This window comes from Peribacillus sp. NPDC056705 (assembly GCF_043656335.1).
This window is the reverse complement of sequence record NZ_JBHTYI010000047.1, coordinates 1-24,659: the sequence shown is the minus strand read 5'-3', so window position 1 is coordinate 24,659 and position 24,659 is coordinate 1. Positions and strand designations below refer to the sequence as shown.

The following is a 24,659-nucleotide window of genomic DNA, read 5'->3' as shown; positions in this document are numbered from 1 at the left end:
GTTTTTTTGTCACAGAGAATGAAATTTCCTTCTATTTTTATGTCCTTGCTTGATAGTGGCCATTTACTCAAAAGGATGAAACGGAGTTCGTTTTTAGGTGAAAGTGCTCATATTTTTGTTTATTCTAAAAATAAAAAATTATCAAAATATTAAATTGACAATCAAATTATTTTAATTTATCGTTAAGAAAGTAAAACTTTGTTTTCCTTGCAAAACATTTCCGTGACTTTTTATCTATCAAAATTATAAGAAAGGCGGGATTAAGCTCTTAAATGAAAAATCAAAACTAGTACCTTTCTATAGGGAAACCGTAATTCACTTATTCGCAATGGTAAGTGTTTTTAGGGAATGCTAAAAAGCGAAAAGGAGATGGTATTATGCTAAATGGTCAGAAAAGATGGTTGTATATTGCCGTTCCAATTTTTTTCTTTTGGTTTTTCGGACAAATTGATAAGGTTGGCATTTCCATCATTCAAACAGATCCTGAATTCTTGCATGCACTCGGTATGACAGGCGATGACAAAAATGCAAAGATCGGTCTTCTATCTTTTGTATTCACCATTGCCTATGGAGTGTCGAATCTTTTCTGGGGCTTCATCATTGATAAATTAGGTGCCCGAAAAACAGCCATCGCCGGTTTATTCGTTTGGACACTCACGATGATTATGTCAGGCCTGGCAAATTCATATGAAATATTTTTAATAAGCAGGGTCATTCTTGGTTTTGGTGAAGGGATGATGATTCCGGTGTCCGGAAAACTCATTTCAAACTGGTTTAATAAACGCGAATTGGGGAGGGCCCAGGCATCTTGGCTTACCGGAAACTATTTAGGACCGGCAATGGGAGCCGTTGTTTTGGTGCTCTTAATATCTTTACTCCACTGGCAAGCAGCTTTCTTTATGCTTGCAGCTTTCAACTTATTTATAAATATCCCGATGTTCATCTTTATGACAAGGAATACACCAGAAGAGCACCCCCGTATAAGTAAGGAGGAATTGGCTTTCATTCGCCTAACGGATGATGAAATTAAAGAAACCGCCCCCTCCGAGAACAAAAGTTTCGCCCAAGATTATCGTTTCTGGATCGTTTGGTTCGGCATGCTCGTATGCTCCTTCTTATTTTTCGGAATCAGCATTTGGCTTCCTACATATCTCATTGAAGCAAAAGGATTCGAAAAGGAAGGAATGTCGAGCATCACTTCACTTTCCTGGCTATTCGCTTTAGGATTTGTCTTGGCATGCGGTTTTCTGGCAGACAAAACCAGACGTCCAAGTTTGATGGCCACAATTCTATTTTCATTGACGGCCGTCTTTTTGACTGTTGCTGTCTTCATTCCCAATCCTATTTTGGCCGGACTATGCATGGGACTGGCAATGGGATGTCAAGGCGGTGTGTTCCATTTAAGTAATATGCTCATGGTAAAATACTCAACACCTGAAACGGCAGGACGGGCCGCTGGTCTAATTGGATTCACGAATATCATGGGCGGCTTTTCGAGCTATATCATGGGATGGCTTCGTGACTTGTCTGGCGGGGATTTCAGTTCATCGATCGCCATGCTGATTTTTACAGCCATCTTAGGTTTGGCAGCTTATTTATTCTCCATTAAGAGAGAAGCCGCAGAGCTGCGCTTATCACTTATACCCGTACAAAAGATACAAGCATGAAGTCCTTGTAAAATCAGTTTCGTCACCTAAATTAACAATCCAACCCTTGAATTATCAAGGGTTTTTTCTTGTGCCGACTTAAAAATAAGTCAGTACAATATCGCTCTTTTTTTGCATTTCCCGATAAAATTTCCCACCGCTATTCCGAATCGATCCTTTATTTGTATAAATATGTCGATAGTTAAAATATTCAAAAAATGATATTTTTTTGAATGCCCATGTTATATTGTTAATGGAAAAAAATACTTGTCAAGTAAGGTGAGTGTGTGAATATAGAAGTTTTAATTCTCCATTATATTCAGGAAAAACGTCAAAAGCCTAATCATGCCAATGAATTACTCGATTATATTCAGAATGAATATGTAAACGGGAAGCTCTCAATCTTCCAATATAGAAGTCTCTGTCAGGACTTATATCTTCGAGGAGCAAAACAAACGTCTTCTGGATGAAACTACACCCTGTCACAGTCATACTTATTCCTATTCTGAATGGTTTTGTTTCTGGTTTCCTCAATCGACCTAGCTTTAAGTCATTTACTCCCTCCCCAGCATGTTCTTAACTAAATAAAAGCCTCCGTGATCTGTCACCCCAAGACAGTTCACGGAGGTAAATGTAACTTATTCAGACATTGAGAAATTTTCTTTAATTAAATGAATATATCCAAAATTAAAACCAAACCGAATGCCACGAAGGAAAGTAAGGTTTCCATGACTGTCCATGTTTTGAATGTTTCTTTAACGGTTAATCCCATATATTCTTTTACTAACCAGAAACCGGCATCATTAACATGGGAAAACATAAGTGAGCCTGCGCCCGTGGCAATAACGAGTAATTCTAGATTAACACCTGTCATATTGGCAACAACCGGTGAAACGATTCCTGCTGCCGTGGTCAAAGCGACGGTTGCAGAACCCGTGGCAATCCGAATCAATCCGGCCACAAGGAAAGCAAGAATGATCGGTGATAAAGAAATTACTTCAGACATGGAAGCAATTGCAGTCCCAACGCCACTATCAATTAAAATTTGCTTAAATCCTCCGCCAGCACCGATAATAAGGATTATGGAGGCTAATGGCAATAAGCATTCTTCCGTCAATTTTTTAATTAGCGATTTGTCCATTCCCTGTCTGTAACCCAAGAAATAGTAAGCTGCAAAACAGGAGATTAATAGGGCAATCACCGGACTTCCGATAAACAATAAGAATTTTTCAATGGATCCCGGTAGCGGCAAATATGGCGCCAAGACAGTTAAAACCATCAACAATACAGGCAAAAGGATGATGAAGAACGAAACTCCAGTCCCTGGTAACCCACTAGACTTTGTTACCACCCGGATCAATTCCGGTTCACCAACAGGAATAACCCGTTTTTGAACCCATTTTGCGAATAGCGGTCCGGCAATTACAGCAGTCGGGAATGCGATGACCAATGAGTACAGAAGTACGTGTCCCATGTTTGCATTATAGATTCCAATAGCTGTCATGGCTCCAGGATGCGGAGGTACCAGCCCATGTACGATTGATAAACCAGCAAGTACTGGAATACCAATTAACAAGATGTTCATTTTGGTTGATTTCCGAATGGAAATCACCAAAGGCAGCAATATTACTAAACCGACCTCGAAAAATACCGGAATGCCTATGATGAAACCAGATAAAAGCATGGCCCACGGCAGGTTCTTCACGCCGAATTTATTAATGAAAAAGTCAGCAACCTGCATACCGGCTCCAGAGTCGGACATCATCTTTCCTAAGATGGTCCCTAAAGCCAATATTCCAATAAGGTGACCAAGGACCGCTCCGACACCCGTTTCATATGCTCCTACAATCTTGTCCATCGGCAGTCCTGAAAAAACTGCTAAAAATAAACTGGCTACAGTCAAACTAATGAATGCATGCCATTTCCACCAGGACACCCCCAAAATAACAATTACGATGGCTATCAGCGTGATTCCTAATAAATATAGATCCATATGTTCTCCCCATCCCATTGAAATCGCTTACATTCAGCCCGATACAATAATTGGATTATTGTATCGGCTCATTATATGTCACGATGTAGTTCTGTTTAGCCGTGTTGTAATACCCTTCACTGTATTCCATAACATTTCCGTCCCCATCACTGGAAATCCGAATCCTTTTTAATACAGGACTATTGTTTTCGAGTTTAAGTGTTTCGCAAATGTGATCCGGAGCGATGGCAACGGCAAATTCATCTCTGAATGTTTCAAGTTTGACGTTTTGATCTTCCAAAAAACGGTACAATGAATTGATCTGGAGCTCTTTCATATCTTCTTCGTTCATATCGAGTGAAACATAATGTGTAAAGTAAATATAAGGTTCATTGTCCAATAAATATATCCGTTCGATACTTATGCAATGCTCACCAAATAAAGAATGCAGCTTGGAGTCTGAAGAAAGGTCAACATGACTTATGTTTAACACCTTTTTTAAAATGGAGTGCCCTTCCTCCACCAACAGTTCTGTGAAACGCTTCCCTTTGGAAAGTTTGACAATCGAACCATTAGCTATGACCCTAGTGCCTTTGCCGCTTTTCTTTTCAACATACCCCTCTTGCACGAGTTCTTTGATTGCATTACGGACAGTGACCTTACTTACGTTAAATTCTTCTTCCAAAAGAGGCTCAGAGGGAATGTTTGTGTCGATGGCATAAACCCCATGTAAAATACGATCCTTTAATATTTCTTTTATCTGTAAATACATCGGTCCATTTTTTCTGTTCACATTCATTCCTATTCTCCTGCCTTTTATCTCTTAATATCTTCCATTTTACCTTCCATTGCCGAGAGTATATCCTTTTCGGTTGCCAAAGGAGTATCTCCAACGACAGTACATGCCAGCATTCCTGAAACAGCCGCAAACCGAACTGTCTTTTCAGGGGAATATCCTCGTAATTCTCCATGTAAGATTCCGCTGGTGTAAGCATCGCCTGAACCTATTCTATCATATACGGAAAATGATAGGATATCGGAAAAGTAAAATGTTTCTTCCTTGTATATATACCCCCTCAACGTATGGCTATTATCGCTGTTGATTGAACGGTGTGTCCCTGCTATCGACTGAATATTGAATTTTTTTGCCACCTTAGGGATCAACTCGTTTAGCTGTTCTTCCCTTGTGGAGCCTTCAGACTTCATTCCTAAAATATATAGGGCGTCTTTCTCATTCATCATGACGATATCGGCCAAAGCAAGCATTTCTTCATAATGAGGCTTTGCGCCGGCATAACCTCCCTCCCATAAAGAGGGACGGTAGTTGCAATCGAAACAGACTGTACCGCCTTTTTCTTTGACTTTTCTAGCCAGCACCTTCATACTTTCCCGTACATTTTCCGCCATTGCAAGCGTGATTCCGCAAAAATGGATGATATCCGTACTTTCCGAAATCATATCCATGTCATAATCGGATAAGGAGGCTGTATTGAAACTGCTTTCCAGTCGATTGGAATATGTGACACGGCTCGCCCGCTGGCCAAAACCATTTTCCAAAAAGTACATCCCCAAGTACTTGCCACCTCTAGAGATGAAGTTCCTTCCAATTCCTAAGCGCTGCAAAGATGAAATCGCGGAATCCCCAAGTGGGTTATCCGGTAACATTGTCACAATATACCCCTCATGTCCGAGCTTTGCCATCGCAGAAGCAACGTTTACCCCCGTGCCTGAAAAGGAGTATTGCAGAGTGCTGGCCTGTGATAGCAATTCATGCCCTGGTACCTGCAAACGCATCATTACTTCCCCGAATGCCACAATCCTTTTAGGCATATTTTTCAACCAATTTTTTTGTTATGGCCAATAATTTCCGTACATCCTCCCCATTCGTTTTTCCAGTTTCTTCATCGATGATGGAAGAATATACATGGGGAATGACTTTAGGCACTTTTGCTTCTAATGCGATTTCTAGTATAGTCTCGAAATTATTTAAATCGATTCCACCTGTTGGTTCCAAAGCAAATCCTTCTTCACCACAGGCTTTTGCCACAGCACGATATTCATCTTCATGCTTCAGGCCTTTCATCGGGAAGTATTTCAGAGCATTCCCCCCCATATCGCGAACCAGCGCAATGGCAGCTTTGATAGGCACAATGGCCGTTTCACTTGCACCTGCACTTACTGGACCAGTGGAGATATTCACATAACCCGCTTTCCCAGTTGGAGAAACAAGTGAATTTATCCAGCTGTCCTTATCGCCTAAATTGGCCCTCGTAGCACCAACTGCAGGAAAAACCTGGTTAATATGACTGCCTGGATAGTATTTTGCTATTTCTGCGACAACCGCTGCCTGTCTATTATCTCCCGCGCCCAATCCTATTGAAACTGCCTCATCAATGGCTTCCCCGTATTCTTTCATTGCTGTAACACCAGCTTCAACAGTTGGATAATCCTTTGAGAGTACACCAACCAATACATGGCCTTCCGCCGCTTCAAAGACTTCCACTGCATTTTCTACACTATTTGCAAGTACATTTAAGGCTACACGATCATTCAATAACCGTTTGTTTATGTTTGTCATCCTTGTTGTCCTCCTAATATGGCGCTTAATTGTGCTTCAATGACATGTATATCATCACCTTGCAATGGACGCGGATCTATATCGAAAAAGCCTTGCCGTATCCCATAATCACGTGTGTAAATGGCAATATCCCCATTTCTGAGCTGCTCGTTCACTTCCTTCGCCGTCGTTTCCGTTATTAAAGGATCAATGGAAATACGTGCTCTATATATGGCACGGCCGGCTTCATCCTGAACTATCGTTACCTTTACGCCCTCAATGGATTCAAGTGATGTGAGAACTTGTAAACTAGCTTTTTCATTTTCGCTATTATCCGTCTTGACGAAATACTCATCCAATGCCTGAAGCAGCCCAAAGGTAGTTTCCTTTCCAACCTTCATGCTCCTTCCGATACAGTGCAATTGAACCTTTACCCATTCAATATATTTTTTTCTGCCAGCAACGATACCGGATGTAGGTCCTTCAATGGCTTTTGATCCACTGTAAATCGCCAAGTCGGAGAGTTGTACATATTTTTCCAAATCCTCCTCCGCTGCTGCATCGACAATCAGAGGGATATTATTCGTTTTGGCCACTTCCCATGCTTCTTCGACCGATATCATATTTTTCTGAACGGCATGATGCGATTTCACGTATAAAATGGCAGAAGTATTTTCATTTATGGCATCCGCAATATGCTCTGCCTTCCCTTCGTTTGCATACCCAACTTCAACCAATTTTCCGCCACCAAGGTAAATCATGGTTTCAACCGGTGCACCATACTGCACGTTATGGCCTTTCAGCATGATGATTTCATTCTTTTGTATGAGATCTTGATGAAGCCTTTCGCTTTTCCTTCTATTTCCTTCCGTAACGATCGCAGCTACTGAAAGCGCAATTCCACTTGAGGCTGAGTTTACGACGACAGCTGCTTCGGAATGAAGCAAATTCGCTATATGCTGGCCTGACTTATCGACTAAATCAGAAATCTCAACATAATTTTGCCCACCTTTTTTCATCGCGTCCATCACTGTGTCAGTTGGGGCAGAAACCCCCAATATGCTCATTCTTCCGCTTGCATTTATGACTCTTTTCAAACCATATTTAGCATTCAATGAATTCTCCATTTATAACCACTCCTTTTACGACAACCCTTTTTTCTGCCATCCTTTTTTCTCCTTCTGAATCGATTAAAAGGGTCGGCTCATTCCTGATCGAGAATAAGGTCAAGTTCGCAATATCCCCAGCTGAAATCCTGCCAAGCTCGGGTTTATGCAACCAAGCTGCTGCATTGACCGTAACGGCATCTATTACTTCGTTTAATGGATAACCCAGATACAAAAATTTTGTAAGCACATTAGCCATATTAAAAACTGGCCCACTCTCTCTGTTTTTCCGATATATATCCGTACTGATCGTATTGAAGCGTATTCCCCGCTTTTTCGCCATTTCTGCAGTTTTAAAAGAAAAGCTTGCCGTTCCATGACCTACATCCAAATGGACACCACGTTCAATCGCCTTTCTGAGCTCAGGCAGCGGCTCTTCTCTTTCATCAAATAAATTATTCGCTTTACCATTTAAGAAATGTGTAATAATATCCTTTTCCTCAAGTAATTCAAGGACCTCTTTAATATCAGGCGGCCCTGAACCGATATGGACCATTAATGGTAAACCAGTTTCAGCCGAGAACTTCCTAGCTATTTTTAATGGCTCGACACCATTTGAACCAACCACACTTTTACTTATTCTCGCTTTAAGTCCAACAACGAAATCCCCGTACTTGGAAATTGCCTTCCTTAACTCTCCTTCGTCCAGCCATGAAATATCCGATAACTCATCAATCCTTTTCAAGCCAATCCGCGAAATATTCAGAAAGGCGAAAACATTCGTTTTGGAATTTTCACAGCTGTTAACGAGATCAGATATCCTGTCTGCCCCCGTGCTTCCCGCATCAATGACCGTTGTTACACCCGTTTTATATCCAATCTCATCAACCTCATCACCATAAGGATCGAATTCCGGGAAAGCATGTACATGCATATCAATCCATCCGCTGGAAACAAAAACTTTTTGATCATAATCTATTATCTTATCCCCTGTTGCAGTTCCGGGAAATGCAATTTCTTTAATCATTCCATTTTCCAGTATGATATCCGCTGCATTTCCCTCTAACATCTTTACATTCTTCAGAACTAACGTATCTGCCATTTCCCTCATCCTTTTCGGTACATCCTATCGATTGCAAGTACTTTGTATACGATTACACTGAATTGCGCGAGAATTCATTTCATTTCTCTTTACAAAAATAGATTATCATATTTTTTCGAACTAATCAATATAACGTTATAATGTTTGATTAAATTTACAGAATTTTTAATGGATTATCACTTATTTTTCAATAGTTTCTTCCTTATAATGTAATTTCGTTTAGTTTTTTTAAAATTTACCGTTCTATTCTTTACGAATTTTTACAAAATAACGATCGATGTAAGCCTCTACTCTAATTATCCAGAAATAATGCTTTTAAAGAAAACTATTGAAATAAGTACAATTATCACTGTTTTAAAACTTTTTCCTTAGTTTACTTATTTATCTGTACTTCCCGTATCCTGCACCGGCATCAGCACTCGCTGGCATTCCTAATATTTTAATAGCAGCATATTATTCCGGTAAATCACGCTTATCATCTATCAGTCAATGCTAATGGTAAAAAACCAAGTTTGTATATATTTTGCACTAAGTCAAACCTTTCATTGGGAAGCCCTCGTTAATTTAACTACCTGGTTACAGAGGAAATGGAGCTTTCCATAATAATAAAGACCAAGAATGCTATTTTAAAAGCATTCTTGGTCTTGTTATTTGCCGTACTTTATTTGATTTTTACTTATTATGACAACCTTAATATAGTCCCGTTCATATAATGAAGCCTTTAATTTACCTTTTTCGTTCCTTTCCAATGGATTTCCCTCAAACGGTACTTTTGTAGCTTACCTGTTGCCGTTTTCGGTAATGACTCGACGAATTCAACTGTTGTCGGTGCTTTAAAGTGAGCCATTTTAGAGCGGCAAAAGGTTATGATCTCATTTTCTGTCACTTTTGCATTTTGGTGCAACACAATGATTGCCTTAGGCGTTTCTCCCCACTTATCGTCTGGGATGGCAATGACCGCCGCCTCCAAAACATCTGGATGTTTATACAATATCCCTTCCACCTCTGTTGAAGAAATATTTTCTCCCCCGGAAATGATTAAATCCTTAGCCCTGTCCTGTATTTCAATATATCCATCAGGATAGGTCACTGCCAGATCTCCTGTATGAAACCAGCCATCCCTAATTGCTTCGGCCGTTTTTTCCGGATCCTTATAATATCCTTCCATTACAACATTGCCACGGGTAATGATTTCCCCCAGTTCCTTTCCATCCCAAACGACTTCTTTCCCATCTTGATTGACTACCATCGTTTCCCCATTGAAAACCAATTCAATCCCTTGTCTTGCCTTTATTATTGCTTTTTCGTCCGCCGATTTAGCTTCAAACTCATCCTTCCACTCGTTATATAAGATGAAAGGGGAAGTTTCTGTTAACCCATATACGTGAATCATATTCAAACCAAGGATTTCTTGTGCCTTTTGTATAAGCGCTGCTGCTGGAGGTGCACCTGCTGTTGCCATCCTTGGGCGAACTTTGATATTTGTTTCTTTTGCTTTAGGTTCATTCACTAGCATATTGACGACAGTCGGTGCCCCACATAATAATGTAATATTATGATGGGCGAATAATTTGAGGATAAGAGGGGGATCGACTTTCCTTAAACATACATGAGTCCCGCCTGTAGCCGTTACAGACCATACACCTCCCCAGCCATTAGCGTGAAACATTGGCAGGGTATGTAAGTATACATCGTCATGATTCACTCCAAGGTGATAAATGAAATTAGCGGCGTTCATGTAATTCCCGCGATGGGTTAACATTACCCCTTTTGGTTTTGAAGTCGTTCCACTCGTATAATTTATAGTCAAAAGTTGATTTTCATCGATTATAACCTCTGGCAGTGCTTCATCAATTGCATGCAAAATGAAATTCTCATAGTCTATTCCAGGTAAAGTGGTTTCATGTCCGTCAACAGGCACGATAATGATTTTTTCCAATGAAAGTCTAGTAATGATCTTTTCGATCGGAGCGGTGAATTCCTCATCGACTATCAACATTTTTGAATCGCTATGCTTGATGATATATTCCAAATCCTCTGCAGCCAGTCTATAATTCAACGGAACCATTACCGCTCCCATTTGACAAATGCCATAAAAACATTCCAACATATAATGCGTATTTGGCAACATTACTGCAATATGGTCGCCTTTTTCAATTCCCGAAGAATACAGTGCTTTGGAAAGTTGATCTGTCCGCTGCCCGAATTCCTTGTATGTAAACTCTTTCTCTTCATCGATGACTGCCACTTTATGGGGATAATATTTTACGGCCCTGCGCTTCCAATCCATTGGTGTTAATGGCGAAAACATTTTACCATCTCCTTCTTTTGGGATACTCTGCTTCTAGTACACTACCTCTGCCTGGTTCGTCATGATGAGTCATTGAGAAAAAGTTTCTTAACTTTTTTGATACAGATTCATTTTCCAAAAGCCATAACTTCTCTAATGGGTTTCTTACATCATGAATCATTGAATAAACCTAACCGTTATACTCAGGGGAATGACTATTTTTTTGATTATTCCGACAATTAATCCCCTAAAAGCAATGGTATTCACTGCTTTAGTAAATATTAGGTCTTTCTTCTTGGCTGTTTTCGCATACTTTGTTGCTATTTACCAAGTAGTGAGGTGTGGTTGATTTCCCCTCCAGATGCTCGCTTTCCGCGGGGCGGGCGGTGAGTCTCCTCGGCGAAAACGCCTGTGGGGTCTCACCTCCCCGCTGCTCCCGCAGGTCTCGCACTTCCGCTCCAATCAACCTTAAATCGTTTCATTTTAAAAACAATAATCTTTACGAAAAGAACCTTCTTCTTTCTATTATAATGGAAACTATAGACGTCAGGAAGACTATATTTTATTCTCTATGCAAGACGATGCATGTTCGGTCAGTTTCCCGACGATTTGTTTGAGCGCTTGCGTTTCCTCTTCATTTAGGACGCCATAAAATTCACGAAAGATCTTGGCAAAACACTTATTTATGGAATGATAGGTTCTCCTTCCACTTTCGGTGGATTGGATAAAAACGAACCGCCGATCATCCTCACTGTGTACCCTCTCAATCAACTTCTTTCGTTCAAGCCGGTCAATTAGTGCAGTTCCTGCTGCAGGTTTGATTTTTAAATGATTCGAAACATCTTTAACTGCTATGGATTCAGTCAAGACAATTAATTGCAATGCGCGATACTGTACAGAAGTTAAATCATATTTAACCAAAAAAGGTTCCACCAATTCCTGTGAGAGGCTGCTTAGTTCCTTGATTTCTAGATGTAAATTATACAATTCACTTGAATGCATGTTTGACAATCCTTTCTTATTGACACTATCTATCTAAAACTATAACATAATTAACGTATCAAAAAATTAACCATGCGAATTAAATTGGTTATTGATTTTTAAAGAGAGAGAGAGGCTGCCCATGTCAGCAGAACAACGCAAGAAGATCATTATCCTTATGATCAATATGTTTATAGCAATCGGAAGTTTCGGTATCATCATTCCCATTTTACCAGCATACCTGGCCTCCATTAATCAAGGAGGAACCGCCGCTGGCCTAATGATTGCCATTTTCGCAGGTGCACAACTTATCTTTTCACCAATTGCCGGAAAATGGACTGACCAATTCGGGCGCAGAAAAATGATTATTTATGGATTGGTCGGTTTGACATTATCCATGTTTATTTTTTATGCAGTCAATTCCATTTGGTTATTATATGCTTCACGCATCATTGGCGGGATTGGAGCAGCTTTGCTTATCCCCGCAATTTTTGCTTATGTAGCCGATATCACCACATTTGATCAACGCGCTAAAGGTAATAGTTTAGTATCTGCCGCCATGTCACTGGGCATTGTAGTCGGTCCAGGAATTGGAGGTTTTTTAGCTGACTTTGGCCTGAAGTTTCCCTTTTTGATTTCTGCGCTGGTATCCCTATCAGCTGTAGTATTTTCGATTTTTGTTTTAAAAGAAAGCGAAACGGCACAGGTTACTCAAGCCATGGATGCAAAAAACGAAACGATGGTTCGGAAGATTGCCTTATCCGTGAAAATGCCCTATTTCATTCCACTCATCATTACTCTTGTAATGAGCTTTGGCTTAATGGCATATGAATCTGTCATTGGTCTTTATCTTGATAATCAATTCAATTCAAGCCCTAAGGACATCGCCGTCATGGTTACAGCCACAGGTATCGTCAGTGTAATTGTACAACTGTTTGTCGTCGACCGGATTGTACAGCGTTTCGGGGAAGTGAATGTGCTGAATATCTTTATCAGTGTTGCAGCCATCGGTTTCCTTCTATCCCTTTTTGCTTCAAGTTACCTGATTTTCTTTTTAATTTCACTGGTCATCTTCCTTTCCACCTCCATCTTACGTCCAGTTCTTAACACACTGATTTCCAAGATGGCAGGAAATGAGCAGGGCTTTGCAATGGGTATGAATAATGCATATATGAGCATCGGAAATGTGCTCGGACCTACACTTGCCGGAATGATGTATGATATCCACATCACCTATCCTTTCATGTTGGGCCTTATCCTCTTATTCATTACTTTGATGATTACCATGGCTTGGCAAAAGCGATCTCTTCATACAAAGGCATTATCCTAGAGCTTAAAAGGCATTTCATTTTATATACCTTAACGAAACCCCCGAATAGCAGCCGCCATTCGGGGGTTTTCATTTCAATATAAATCCTCCAAAACAGAATATCCACAGTTCAAATACTTCAATCTCTCGAATATTCGCTCCAATTTGATGCAGAATCAGGTCAAATTTTGCGTAATATTCGAATTTACGAGTAAACACTCGATTTTATGCGTAAACCGCTCAAAATCTTGTGTCATATTTGAATTCACGAGTAAATGCGGCAAATTCACGAGTAAATGTATGAATTTCACGAGTATTTGCTCCAAATTCACGAGTAAATGGCTTGAATTTACGAGTAAACACTCAATCTCTCGAATATTCGCTTCAATTTCATGCGAAAACAGCTCTAATTCTTGCGTAACATTCAAAGTCACGAGGGAAATCATGCATTTGACCAAAATTAAAAGCGGCCTTATTTCTGAAAATAAGGCCGCTTAGCATTCAGTTTTCTCAATTCATGATGTTATGAGGGGAAATTGAATTTCATTTAATATAGATGGCTTTCTTTCCTTTACTGCTTTCAAAAGCCGCATCAATGATTTTAATGACCGATAACCCTTCTTGGGCAGTGACTGGAGCTTTCTTCCCGCTCAATATACTATCGGCAACTGCCTGGTAATACGTTAAATAAGAACCATGCAGGGTTTCAATGGTTTCATGTATCTCATTTTCTCCTTCAACCGTAACCAACTTACCATAGAATTCGGGTTCATCTGCACCCCAAGAGTCATCCAGCGGTTTTTTCCCCTCACTCAGGGCCGCCTCTTGGCAATCAAGACCGTACTTGATAAATGATCCTTTACTTCCATGCACCTGATACCGCGGTCCATTATTCGGAACGATTGAGCCTGAGTGTAAGATAACTCTCAGCTTTTCATATCCTAATATCACATGGAAATAATCATCCGTTTCTGCATTTTCTTTTTGGGAAAAAACATCTGCCCAAACGAATTGCGGCAATCCAAACAAATGCAGTGCTTGATCGATTAGATGTGATCCTAAATCATATAGCATGCCTGATCCCGGGCCTGGTTTTTCCCTCCATCTATCCCTGACCACAGGCCTGTATCGATCATAATGGACTTGGTATGTATTGATTTCCCCAAGCACTCCATCATCCATAAGTTTTTTCACGGTCAAAAAGTCATTATCCCATCTCCGGTTATGATAGACACTTAATAGCAGATTCTTTTCCTCGGCAATCTTAATTAGCTCCTCTGCCTCCCAACCTTCCACCACCATCGGCTTTTCAAGGATGACATGCTTTCCGGCCAACAAGCTTTGCTTGGCCATTTCATAATGCAAACCACTCGGTGTCGTAATAACTGCCAAATCAATGGACGCGTCCTCAAGAATATCCTCTAAGCTGCTTACCACTTCCACATCTTTCAGATCTTTTTGGACTTTTTCCTTCTTGGAGCTGACAACTTTCGTTATTTGAAACTGCCCTAAAACACTTAGTAATGGAGCGTGAAATGTAGCTCCTGACAATCCGTACCCAACTATGCCCACTTTAATTTTTCTCATTTTCGTTCCCACTCGCTTTCTTGTTCCTCTTAAAAAATTATAAATTGATCATCCGTTCTCTTATATTTCATTGTCCGGGTACTTATCTCTCAAAAACTTGACAGACTGATTAATCAATTCTTTCAATACATTAATATCGATATCTGCCACTTTATTGATGTACACACACCCTTTTCCGGAAGTGTGTTTTCCAAATGCCTGTAACAATTCTTCCCTTTTTTTATCCCCTGGAGAGAAATATAAACTGATTTTTGCTTTTCGAGGGGAAAAGCCTACCAGAGGGGCTTCTCCTTCGTGACCTGATTCATATTTATAATGATAGATACCGAACCCAATGATGCTCGGTCCCCACATCTTTGCCTCATAACCTGTCGTTTTGGTGAAAACATCCAACAATTCATATGCATCTTCACGCTTTTTTGGATTATCGACGTTCTCAATGAACTCAATGACACTACTGTCAGTTTCTTTGGTTTTTTGTTTATACAAGACCTGAACCTCCCCATACAAAAAGTTTGAAAAATGCAAAAGATAACCCTTGTTCAAAACTTAGAACACTATATGATCGTTTTTTTAGTTTGAACGTGTATGTATACAGCCTTCATTACTGCCGATATCCTAAATACTCAAATGATTGGCGGACGAGCTTCATTACTAATTCTCCAAGCTTCATGGCAAATCCTTCACTCAATACCCTTATATATTATAGAACATTGATTCGTTTAATTCTATTTTATGAGCAGAGTTAATAAAATCAATATCATAAAAATCTCTACGATCAGAAAATATAATCCTGATCGTAGATTTTTAGTGTATCAGCTATTGCCTCCGGATCTTTTCAATTTCATCAGCTATGAATTGTACTTGTGTCCCTACGATGACTTGAATGCTTTGGGTACCCACGATATTGATTCCAGCAACCCCTGTTGATTTGATTTTATTCTGATCGACAGCTCCCATATTCTCTACCTCAACCCTTAATCGGGTAACGCAGTTTTCTACAGATATTACGTTAGCGTCTCCGCCTAAACCTTCATAAATAGCGGATGCCATTCCAAAGAATTTACTCTCATCATTCCCGCCTTGACTGCTGTCTGCTTCTGCAATCACTCCTCCACCATCAAGCTCATCTTCTGTATCATCTTCTCTGCCTGGAGTCATTAAATTGAACCTTTTTATCAAGAATCGGAATAAGAAATAGTAAATGACAGCAAAAGCCAGTCCTTGAAGAAGTAGCATATAAGGTTCATTTGCCAATGGCAATCTTGAACTTAAAACAAAGTCAATGAATCCTGCACTAAAACCGAACCCAGCTGTCCATTGGAAAGTCGCGGCAATAGCTAACGATATCCCTGTTAATAAGGCATGAACAACAAACAGGGCTGGTGCAACAAACATGAAAGCAAATTCCAACGGTTCAGTAACGCCTGTGAAAAATGAAGCGAAACCGGCTGCGAGCATTAATGAGGCCACTTGTTTTTTCTTCCGTGATTTTGCCGAATGGTACATGGCCAGAGCAGCAGCCGGTAAACCGAACATCATGACGGGAAAGAATCCGGCTTGATACATGCCCGTGGTTCCTTTTATTCCTGTTCCAGCCCAGAATTTACCGATATCGTTAAGTCCTATTACATCGAACCAGAATACGGAGTTTAAAGCATGATGTAAACCTGTTGGTATCAAAAGCCGATTGAAAAATCCATAGAGTCCTGCTCCAGCTGCACCTAATTCACTAATTCCTTCCCCAAATATAACTAACCAGGAGTAGATGAGTGGCCATACGAAGAATAATATAAGTGAGACGAGTAACATGACAACCGCAGTAAGGATCGGGACAAGGCGTTTACCGCTAAAGAAAGCGAGTGCATCCGGCAGCTCGACCTTACTGAACCGATTATACATAGCTGCCGCTATAAGGCCCGAGAGGATTCCGACAAATGCATTTTCTATTTTCTCAAATGCTGGATTTACATCTTTTGCATCCATTCCTTGCAGCATGGCTACCGAGTCTGTGGAAAGCAATGTCGTTACGACTAGATAGGCTACCAGACCGCTCAAAGCGGCGGCTCCATCTTTCCCTTTCGACATCCCCAACGCCACTCCAACAGCAAACAAGATAGCCATATTATCAATGATCGAAGAACCCGCTTTAATTAAGAAAGCCGCTAACGGACTTCCCGCTCCCCATCCTGCTGGATCTATCCAATAACCGATCCCCATTAAAATGGCGGCTGCCGGCAATACGGCTACTGGCAGCATCAAGGAACGTCCAATTTTTTGAAGATATTTTTTCATCCCGCTTTCCCCCTGACAATTACTGATTTAGGGCAAACCCTATATTCTATTAGACAACGGTTCCTTCCATTTTAGAACTGCATTTCATTTATAAATTTGGCTTTATTCAGGAATAAAGTCTTAGCGATTTTCTCCTCCTTCGAAAGTGCATCAAAAAAAGAAAAGTCCAACCGGACTTTTCTTTTTTCTCTTATTTATAGAGCAAGTAATTTTTACGAACCTTTTTAAAAGCATCCTGCTTTGCTTGATATTCTTTCATGATTTCATTTACTGATGAACCGTCTTCAATTCTTGACATTACCCATCCATTGCCAATCAATAAATTGAAATTTTTGGCTGCAAGGAATTCAAAATCTGCAGGATATAGATCCTGAATGGTCTTGATGATATAAAGTCCGGTAGGGACAGCCTTGAATTCCTCTCTATCGGTTATATAAATTTCCACTCCATGGCTAAGTTTACCTGCATGTTTTGAAAATGTAGGTGTAAAGGAGGCTGCCCTGAATTTTACGCCAGGTAACCTTAATGCATTTAATTTCCCAGCAAGCTCATCACTGTTTATATAAGGAGCACCAATCAATTCGAATGGTTTAGTCGTTCCTCTGCCTTCCGAGACATTCGTTCCCTCGATCAAGCCTGTAGCCGGATATACGAACGTAGTGGAAACAGTCGGCATATTCGGTGACGGCAAGACAAAAGGAAGACCAGTTTCTTCATAATCCATTTACCGCTTCCAGCCTTTCATCTTGATGACCTTTAGATCTGCACCTATTTTAAATTCCTTATTGAACAGGGTAGCCAGTTCCCCAACAGTCATCCCATGCTTAAGAGGTATTGGGTACAAACCAACAAACGATGAGAATTCAGGTTCAAGTACAGGCCCATCTACCGATTCCCCGCCTTGTGGGTTAGGCCGGTCCAGCACGATAAAAGGGATATCATTTTCTTTGGCTGCTTCCATTGCATAAGCCATCGTGTAAATATAGGTGTAATAGCGTGTTCCGACATCCTGGATATCAAAAACAAGCACTTCGACATCCTTTAACATTTCAGGTGTCGGTTTTTTCGTTTTGCCATATAAGCTATAAACGGGCAACCCCGTTTTTTCATCCATATAATATTCAACGCTTGCACCAGCTTGCGCATCTCCACGCACTCCATGTTCAGGACCAAATAACGCTGTCAAATTAATATCCGGATCATCATTAAGTAGATCGACGATGCTGGTTAATTTAGAATCGATGCCAGTTGGATTCGTAATCAAGCCGACTTTTTTTCCGCTTAACACGTCCTTTTCTTCTTTTAAAAGAATTTCAATGCCGGGGCTGACCTTTTGTTTTTTCTTCTCTTTAACAGCGGTTACGCTTTTTGAGGAAACGATGCCGAAAGTCAACAGACAAATGGTAAATAGGATTATCATTCTTTTCAAATTGCATCCCTCCCTATTTTTTAATGGGTCTTCCAGATTTAATATCTAATCCATATCCAAATTTATAAAGGCTTTGATTGGGCTTGGTTACTGATGGTATATCGACCGGCAACGTGCCTTTAGGCTTTGATTCTCCAAAAATGGTCGAGATGCCTGCCGGGATATTTGGCTGTCTATAACGCCCATTCGAATACCCTTTGAACCCGTAAACAGCAAGAACCGCTTTCGCTTCTTCAAAGTTTGCAACATCATAAGGGTTCCTTAAACTCATTAAAACAAACTTTTTATCTTTATTCTTAGCATGATTCATGACCGCCCTAGGGAAGGCTGTTGCCCACTTCGACGAATCTTGAATACTATCATCTATCACTCCATCATTGACAGCTGGATCGTTTTTGACAATATAGGAACCAGTTATGACAAAATCCGATTCATCAATGAGTCTGGCCACTTGATCTGAAAATGACTTTCCTGAAAAACTCATACCCGTTATTTGGACTTTCTTGATTTTCTTATTATCAGCTAATTCGCCGATGCTCCTGGACATGGATTCAACTTGATCATCAAAAGGAGCAAGAATTAAAACTTTATCATTTTTCTTAGGTTTGAAAGGCAATATTTTGTCTTCATTTTTCAAAAGAGTGATGGCATCCTCCGCCATTTTCCTTTCTTTTTTCAAATGGTCTTCATTCCCGACCACTTTAAGCGCGATTTCGATCTTTTTATCGATCGGAGTGTCATCAGGGTTTAATATCCCCCTCTTCACTTTCAGTTCAAGTATCCTCGTTACAGATTGATTGACTTTACCTAGAGGAATTTCCCCGCTTTCCACCGCTGCCTTCACTGCATTGAATACAGAGGTTATATTCTTTTCCATTTGAAGCGAGTTAACCTGTGCAGGCATCAGTGCAATATCAACGCCAGATTTCAGGGCAAGGACCACAGCTTCTTCCTGTCCGAAGTTGTCCGCAATGGCATTCATATTCAAAGCATCTGTAACCACAACACCGTTAAAACCCATGTCCTCACGTAATAGACCCGTGATGACCTTTTGTGACAACGTTGCAGGAACCATTATTTCTTGACCGTCTTTTTTACTGATATACTTAGTGGCATCGAAAGCAGGAAATTGAACATGTGCTGTCATCATCATATCAACTCCACCATCGATGGCCCTTTGGAAAGGAACCAACTCAATGGAACGCAAACGTTCTTTATCATGAGAAACAAGGGGAAGACCATAATGACTATCGACTGCTGTATCTCCATGGCCGGGGAAATGCTTGGTCGTCGCTATCATGTTCTGATTTTGCAATCCTTTTATCGTCTGAATGCCAAGCTTTGATACCAGTTCCGGATCTGAACTGAAGGAACGAACACCAATAACAGGATTTCCTGGATTATTATTGACATCGACAGACGGCCCGAAATTGACATTTATGCCAAGTGACGACAGTTCCTTGCCAATGATTTCTCCAGATTGATAAGCGTAGCTCTCATTTCTGGCTGCACCAAGTGCCATATTACCAGGAAGGTTCGTTCCAGTTTGAAGGCGAGTTACGATTCCTCCTTCCTGATCGATCGTTATGAACAGCGGCAGGCCCGGGCTTGCCTTCTGCAAACCATCTGTTAGCCGAACCGTTTGTTCGGTATCGACTACATTCTCAGCAAACAAAATCACACCGCCCAGATGATATTTTTGGATGATGCTTGCAACTTCTGAGTTCATTTCAATAAACCCGGTCGCCTTCGCTTCTCCTTGTTTTTGCCAATTACGAAAATCCGGCATTAGCATTTGACCGACTTTTTCATCGATTGTCATGTTTTCTACGATTTCCTGAATATCCGATACAGATTTTTCATTCTCTGATCCCTTTGCTGTTGCATTCCCTCCCAAAATAGATAAAGCAAAGAATAATGCGATTCCAGCAGGGGCACATATCCTTTTTATCATTTAGTGTTTCCTCCCTTGTATACTTTTTAGTTCGGTTAGCAACAATTCCATATCCACTTTCATGAAGGGGGAAAAATGATTGGAAATGAACTATATAGATCCTATAAAGAAAACAAGGCAGCAATGGAAACCCAGCAGCCGCCTCTTTTAACAAGCCTTCATGAAATATATCCCTTTACCCGCTGTATAATCGAATCAAATGGTCACTCAATTATAAGGTTTATCGTTTGGCCAGGCTTTAGAAAGGACAGCAAGGGAATATCTTCTTCTATAACTCGACCTATCACATTAACACGGTGATTTGCCCCTAGGTCTCTCTTGCAAATTTGGACCTCCCCCCGATACCTTCCGTAAGCATCATTGTCCATCGTTATGGATCCAAGGCTGCGTGCAACTGTATTACTCGGCTCAACATTTGCTGTGACCCGGGTATTCTGCAGCCGGAAAACATCTTGAGAAACATCTGGCCTTAATTTATACTGACCGCCTTGCAAGATTCGGGATTCCATTCTAACAGTTAGAATATTTAGATTTTTATAGGCGGTTAGATTCTCAAGCAGATTATTCTCCGTTCCTTGGTCTCCAACGTAAACTCCTTCCACATGCTGAATCAGCTCAATACCGGCAGCGTAAGGATTCATCAACCTGTGTTTTTCGAGTGTTGGAAGACCCTCATGAAGAGGGCCGCGTTTGCTTCCTGCACCTGGGATGAAAGCAAAGATCGGTATGCCGTATTTCTTGAACATTCGATTTTGTTGATGAAAGAACCCTTCCTCAAGGCCCGTTTCAGGCTTCGGATAAAAGTTGTGCCATGCTATCAGACTTTCCGTTTCCACACCGCCCCCAAGTATGGCCAAAAGTTCTTCTTCATTCAGTGTACTTGCATTTAGTGAGAGTGAAAACACCTTAGATAAAGATATGACCGTTTCTTTATCAAACCCATCATCAAGCCGAATACCTTTAATACCTAATGGCCATAAATCCGTGAATTTGCTAATCCCCAAATGATCAAGCGTGTTTAATGAGACATCTGCATGGATTTCCATTCCATAGTCCTCTGAAAGCTTTAAAAGCGTGATCATCCTTTTCACGAGATCACCCTTTTCTTCAGGAATATGAAGCGAGGTGAATGCTCTTTTCACTCCCAGGTTAGCAGCATGGATGATTTGTGTTTCTGCATGCGGATCTTGTAGATAAAAAGAAATTCCGATCACTTGAATTCAACCGCCATTTCATCTTTGAATCCAAACAAATACGTAAAAATAAAACCTGCTATATAGGAAATGAACAAGCCAGCGAGGAACAATCCGATTTGATTTGGATGAACTAAAAAGGTAAGCGGCAGTCCGGACACACCGATGGACGACGTTGCGATTCCGAATTGAGCTTGGAAGGCTCCACCTACTCCTGCACCTAAACATGCAGTTAAGAAAGGCCTCCCCAATGGCAGGGTCACTCCAAATATAAGGGGTTCACCGATACCTAGCATCCCGGAAGGAAGGCCCCCTCCAATAGCTCGCTTCAAACTTGCTTTCTTGGTTTTCATATAGATGGCAAATGCCGCTCCAACTTGGCCCGCGCCACCCATCGCCAAAATGGGAAGCAGTGGATCATCACCAATCGAATTGATCAATTCTAGATGGACAGGCGTTAAACCTTGATGTAAACCAGTAATGACGAGAGGGAGAAAGGCCGCACCAAGCACGAATCCAGCTACGACACCACCGAAATCCAAAACATTCAATAACCCAGTCGTAATCGCATCCGATAAAAACCCTCCTACCGGCATAAAAATAATGTAAGTGACAATCCCAGTAATGAGTAAAGCGATGGTTGGCGTCAAAATGATATCCAGTGATTGAGGAATGAATTTCCTGACCTGTTTTTCCACCAAGGCTATGAAAATAGCTGCAAAAAGGACTCCTATTAACCCGCCGCGACCGGGGAGCAAATTTTCACCGAACAATGAAATGTCGCCGACGGCCGGGTTTATGACCAAGATACCTGCAAGTGCACCAAGTGCAGGTGATCCACCGTATTCTTTTGCTGCATTGGTCCCAACCAAAATCCCCAAGTAGGCAAACAGCCCCGATCCGATAACGGTTAAAATGATGGCTAATTGCGATTCTGCTGCAAGCCAGCCCGCTTGAACGATTGCTTTTGTAATGCCGGTAATCAAACCTGATGCCACTAAGGCGGGAATTAAAGGGATGAAAATACTTGCAATCCTGCGTAAAAAAAGTTTAAACGGTTTTGCGTTTTTCCTATCAATCTCAGATTTATTCTTCGAGGCTACTTCTTTTAGGTTCAAATCGCCAGAGGATTCCTCCATAAGCTTTTCAAATTCTGTATGAACCTTGTTCACCACGCCTGGCCCGAGGACGATTTGGATCGTTTCCTCTTCAATGACGCCAAAAACGCCTTCCGTATTTTTTATATCTTCCATTTTCACTTTCGAACGATCGATTGGCAGTACCCTGAGTCTGGTCATACAATGTGCAGCATCGGCAACATTAGATGCCCCACCTAATTTCCCCAATAACTCTTCTGCTAAGTTGGCGTACTTATCCCCCTTACCCATTCAAAAGCCCTCCCTTTGTCAAATCTCGTATGAATCATTTATATCGATCTGTCATCGATTTAATGGCAGACCTGGTGTTATCGATATATTGGACAGTCTCTTCATATTGTTCTGAAGCCATCCCCAAAAACAAAATGTCAATCATATATAATTGCGCCAATCGTGAGGATGTTGCTGCACTTCGAAATGGTGCTTCATTCGAATAGGATGTATACAGTGTGACGTCGCACAAGGATGATACCGTTGTTTGGCCATAATGAGTCAGCCCGATTGTCTTGACCCCACGTTCCTTTGCCAGCTTCAATATATTGATAACTTCAAGTGTTTCCCCTGAAAATGAAACGGCAAAAACGATGTCATTTTCATCAGCATTTGCAATCAGGGTTGCAACTAAATGCATATCCGTAAAAGCCGTTGCCCCTTTATTGACGCGAAGTAATTTTTGCTGAGCGTCAGCAGCAACTATATTCGAAGCACCCACACCGCAAAAGTGGACGGTCTTAGCATTCAGCATCAGCTGTATCGCATGTTTGAGATTATCGTGATCGATTATTTCAGATGTATCCCTAATGGACTGAATCGAATTACTCGTTGTTTTCTCCACAATCCGATACAGTGATTCGGAAGGCTCGATATCCCGATAACCCTGTTCGACGGTTTTCATCAAATCTCCAGCAATCCTTATTTTCAAATCTTGAAACCCTTTTATTCCAAGCGATTTACACAGCCTAATAACAGCGGCCCCGCTAGTTTGGGCAGAGGTACTTAATTCCTGTACAGTGCTGTTCACAACTTCATGAGGATTTTGTAGTATATATTCTGCTAGTTTTTGTTCTGATTGCGGCAGCTTGCTCAACATCGTCTGTATGATGGATAATCCTCCTGTAGCCATTGCTTCCCTCCTTAATCTTCATGGATCGAGATGGCTTTTCTGACATCTCCATCCGCATTCTCCAGTAACTCCATTGCTTTTTCATAATCAGTTGCCGTTTTTATCATGACAATCGCTGGTTTAACTTGATTACTGGCCTTTTCAAGTGTATTCAAAGCTTGATCATAGTCAGCATTCGTTACAGTTTCTATGATGCTTATTGCACGGTCCTTCAGTTTTTGATTACTGACATTAACATCGACCATCAGATTTTCATAGACTTTTCCCAACCGGATCATGGTTGCAGTTGAAATCATATTGAGTACCATTTTATGTGCAGTTGCCGCTTTCATTCTCGTGGATCCTGTTAACACTTCCGGTCCGACCACCACTTCGATCCCTATATCAGCTGCTTCCGTGATGCTCGCGTTTTTATTGCATGATAATGCCGCCGCTTTAGCCCCAACTTTTCTCGCATAACGTAAAGCACCCCTCACATAAGGGGTACGGCCGCTAGCCGCGATGCCAATAACCGTATCATTTGCTGTAAGTTCCACGTCAATCAGATCACATTCCCCAAACTCTTCTTTATCCTCTGCTCCTTCAACAGCCTGAACAAACGCCTTTTCCCCTCCTGCGATTATTCCCAGCACCTTATCAGGTGGTGTGCTGAAAGTCGGGGGACATTCCACGGCATCCAGAACGCCGAGTCTTCCGCTCGTTCCCGCTCCGATGTATATGAGTCTCCCTCCGTTTTTTAATGATTCACAAGCCCATTCAACTACCGTTTCAATCTCTGGCAATACCTCCTGGACCGCTGCTGCCACTTTAAAATCCTCCTTATTGATTGCAGAAATGACTTCCATCGTATTTACACTATCGATATTCATCGTCTTTTCGTTCCGTAATTCAGTCGTTAATGAACGCAAATGTTCCTCCATAGACAATTAAATCCTCCTATAAACAATTACTTAAATAT

Annotated in this window: 19 protein-coding genes and 1 pseudogene; 3 read left to right on the top strand and 17 right to left on the bottom strand. The window is 41.0% G+C overall.

All coding sequences use genetic code 11. From position 1 onward, the window contains the following. The first annotated feature begins 377 nt into the window (after nt 1–377). The gene (locus tag ACFRAK_RS26020) at nt 378–1,667 is read left to right on the top strand and encodes an MFS transporter (protein WP_387595990.1); all 1,290 of its coding nucleotides are present in this window, start codon (nt 378–380) and stop codon (nt 1,665–1,667) included. Nucleotides 1,668–1,933: 266 nt separating this feature from the next. Further along, nucleotides 1,934–2,116: a YppF family protein gene (gene yppF, locus ACFRAK_RS26015; RefSeq protein ID WP_081112928.1), complete on the top strand. Its 183-nt coding sequence runs from the start codon at nt 1,934–1,936 to the stop codon at nt 2,114–2,116. Nucleotides 2,117–2,313: 197 nt separating this feature from the next. Here the strand turns inward: yppF and ACFRAK_RS26010 are convergent, their stop codons facing one another. The 8 genes from ACFRAK_RS26010 to ACFRAK_RS25975 form a co-directional block, all read right to left on the bottom strand. Beyond that, nucleotides 2,314–3,639: a GntT/GntP/DsdX family permease gene (locus tag ACFRAK_RS26010; protein ID WP_387595987.1), complete on the bottom strand. Its 1,326-nt coding sequence runs from the start codon at nt 3,637–3,639 to the stop codon at nt 2,314–2,316. Between the two features lie 55 nt (nt 3,640–3,694). Then, nucleotides 3,695–4,417, bottom strand: a complete 723-nt coding sequence (locus ACFRAK_RS26005; RefSeq protein WP_387595984.1) for a GntR family transcriptional regulator — start codon at nt 4,415–4,417, stop codon at nt 3,695–3,697. Nucleotides 4,418–4,434: 17 nt separating this feature from the next. Then, nucleotides 4,435–5,448, bottom strand: coding sequence for a sugar kinase (locus tag ACFRAK_RS26000; RefSeq protein WP_394572792.1), 1,014 nt, complete (start codon nt 5,446–5,448; stop codon nt 4,435–4,437). Next, on the bottom strand, nt 5,441–6,196 hold the full coding sequence (gene dagF / locus ACFRAK_RS25995) for a 2-dehydro-3-deoxy-phosphogluconate aldolase (protein WP_387595978.1): 756 nt from the start codon (nt 6,194–6,196) through the stop codon (nt 5,441–5,443). The genes ACFRAK_RS26000 and dagF overlap by 8 nt, the downstream gene beginning before the upstream one ends. Further along, nucleotides 6,193–7,302 (bottom strand): DgaE family pyridoxal phosphate-dependent ammonia lyase, encoded by a 1,110-nt coding sequence (locus tag ACFRAK_RS25990; RefSeq protein ID WP_387595976.1) that lies wholly within the window; start codon nt 7,300–7,302, stop codon nt 6,193–6,195. The genes dagF and ACFRAK_RS25990 overlap by 4 nt, the downstream gene beginning before the upstream one ends. Further along, complete coding sequence (locus tag ACFRAK_RS25985; protein WP_394572791.1) at nt 7,280–8,383, bottom strand: amidohydrolase/deacetylase family metallohydrolase; 1,104 nt, start codon at nt 8,381–8,383, stop codon at nt 7,280–7,282. The genes ACFRAK_RS25990 and ACFRAK_RS25985 overlap by 23 nt, the downstream gene beginning before the upstream one ends. Before the next feature lie 721 nt (nt 8,384–9,104). Next, complete coding sequence (locus ACFRAK_RS25980; RefSeq protein WP_387595971.1) at nt 9,105–10,694, bottom strand: long-chain-fatty-acid--CoA ligase; 1,590 nt, start codon at nt 10,692–10,694, stop codon at nt 9,105–9,107. Between the two features lie 534 nt (nt 10,695–11,228). After that, nucleotides 11,229–11,675, bottom strand: coding sequence for a MarR family winged helix-turn-helix transcriptional regulator (locus tag ACFRAK_RS25975; RefSeq protein ID WP_387595968.1), 447 nt, complete (start codon nt 11,673–11,675; stop codon nt 11,229–11,231). A gap of 121 nt (nt 11,676–11,796) precedes the next feature. On the opposite strand from ACFRAK_RS25975, the gene ACFRAK_RS25970 reads away from it, so the two are divergent. Then, nucleotides 11,797–12,984 carry an MFS transporter gene (locus ACFRAK_RS25970; RefSeq protein ID WP_387595966.1) on the top strand — a complete coding sequence of 396 codons (1,188 nt, stop codon included), beginning with the start codon at nt 11,797–11,799 and terminating at the stop codon, nt 12,982–12,984. Nucleotides 12,985–13,506: 522 nt separating this feature from the next. Here ACFRAK_RS25970 and ACFRAK_RS25965 read toward each other — a convergent pair. From ACFRAK_RS25965 to murQ, 9 genes and pseudogenes are all read right to left on the bottom strand, one after another. Further along, nucleotides 13,507–14,550, bottom strand: coding sequence for an oxidoreductase (locus ACFRAK_RS25965; protein ID WP_387595963.1), 1,044 nt, complete (start codon nt 14,548–14,550; stop codon nt 13,507–13,509). A 60-nt stretch (nt 14,551–14,610) separates the two neighbouring features. Beyond that, complete coding sequence (locus tag ACFRAK_RS25960) at nt 14,611–15,039, bottom strand: DUF1801 domain-containing protein (protein WP_387707887.1); 429 nt, start codon at nt 15,037–15,039, stop codon at nt 14,611–14,613. A 330-nt stretch (nt 15,040–15,369) separates the two neighbouring features. Then, nucleotides 15,370–16,845 (bottom strand): N-acetylglucosamine-specific PTS transporter subunit IIBC, encoded by a 1,476-nt coding sequence (gene nagE / locus ACFRAK_RS25955; protein WP_394572790.1) that lies wholly within the window; start codon nt 16,843–16,845, stop codon nt 15,370–15,372. 190 nt (nt 16,846–17,035) lie between these two features. Further along, nucleotides 17,036–18,274, bottom strand: a pseudogene (locus ACFRAK_RS25950) (exo-beta-N-acetylmuramidase NamZ family protein). 13 nt (nt 18,275–18,287) lie between these two features. Further along, nucleotides 18,288–20,228, bottom strand: coding sequence for a glycoside hydrolase family 3 protein (locus ACFRAK_RS25945; protein WP_394572789.1), 1,941 nt, complete (start codon nt 20,226–20,228; stop codon nt 18,288–18,290). A gap of 203 nt (nt 20,229–20,431) precedes the next feature. After that, nucleotides 20,432–21,442 (bottom strand): MupG family TIM beta-alpha barrel fold protein, encoded by a 1,011-nt coding sequence (locus tag ACFRAK_RS25940; protein WP_394572788.1) that lies wholly within the window; start codon nt 21,440–21,442, stop codon nt 20,432–20,434. Further along, nucleotides 21,439–22,809: a PTS transporter subunit EIIC gene (locus tag ACFRAK_RS25935; RefSeq protein WP_394572787.1), complete on the bottom strand. Its 1,371-nt coding sequence runs from the start codon at nt 22,807–22,809 to the stop codon at nt 21,439–21,441. The genes ACFRAK_RS25940 and ACFRAK_RS25935 overlap by 4 nt, the downstream gene beginning before the upstream one ends. A gap of 34 nt (nt 22,810–22,843) precedes the next feature. After that, nucleotides 22,844–23,701, bottom strand: a complete 858-nt coding sequence (locus tag ACFRAK_RS25930) for a MurR/RpiR family transcriptional regulator (RefSeq protein WP_387595947.1) — start codon at nt 23,699–23,701, stop codon at nt 22,844–22,846. 11 nt (nt 23,702–23,712) lie between these two features. Beyond that, a complete protein-coding gene (murQ, locus tag ACFRAK_RS25925; protein WP_394572786.1) occupies nt 23,713–24,627 on the bottom strand; it encodes an N-acetylmuramic acid 6-phosphate etherase in 915 nt (304 codons plus the stop codon). Nucleotides 24,628–24,659: the final 32 nt, after the last annotated feature.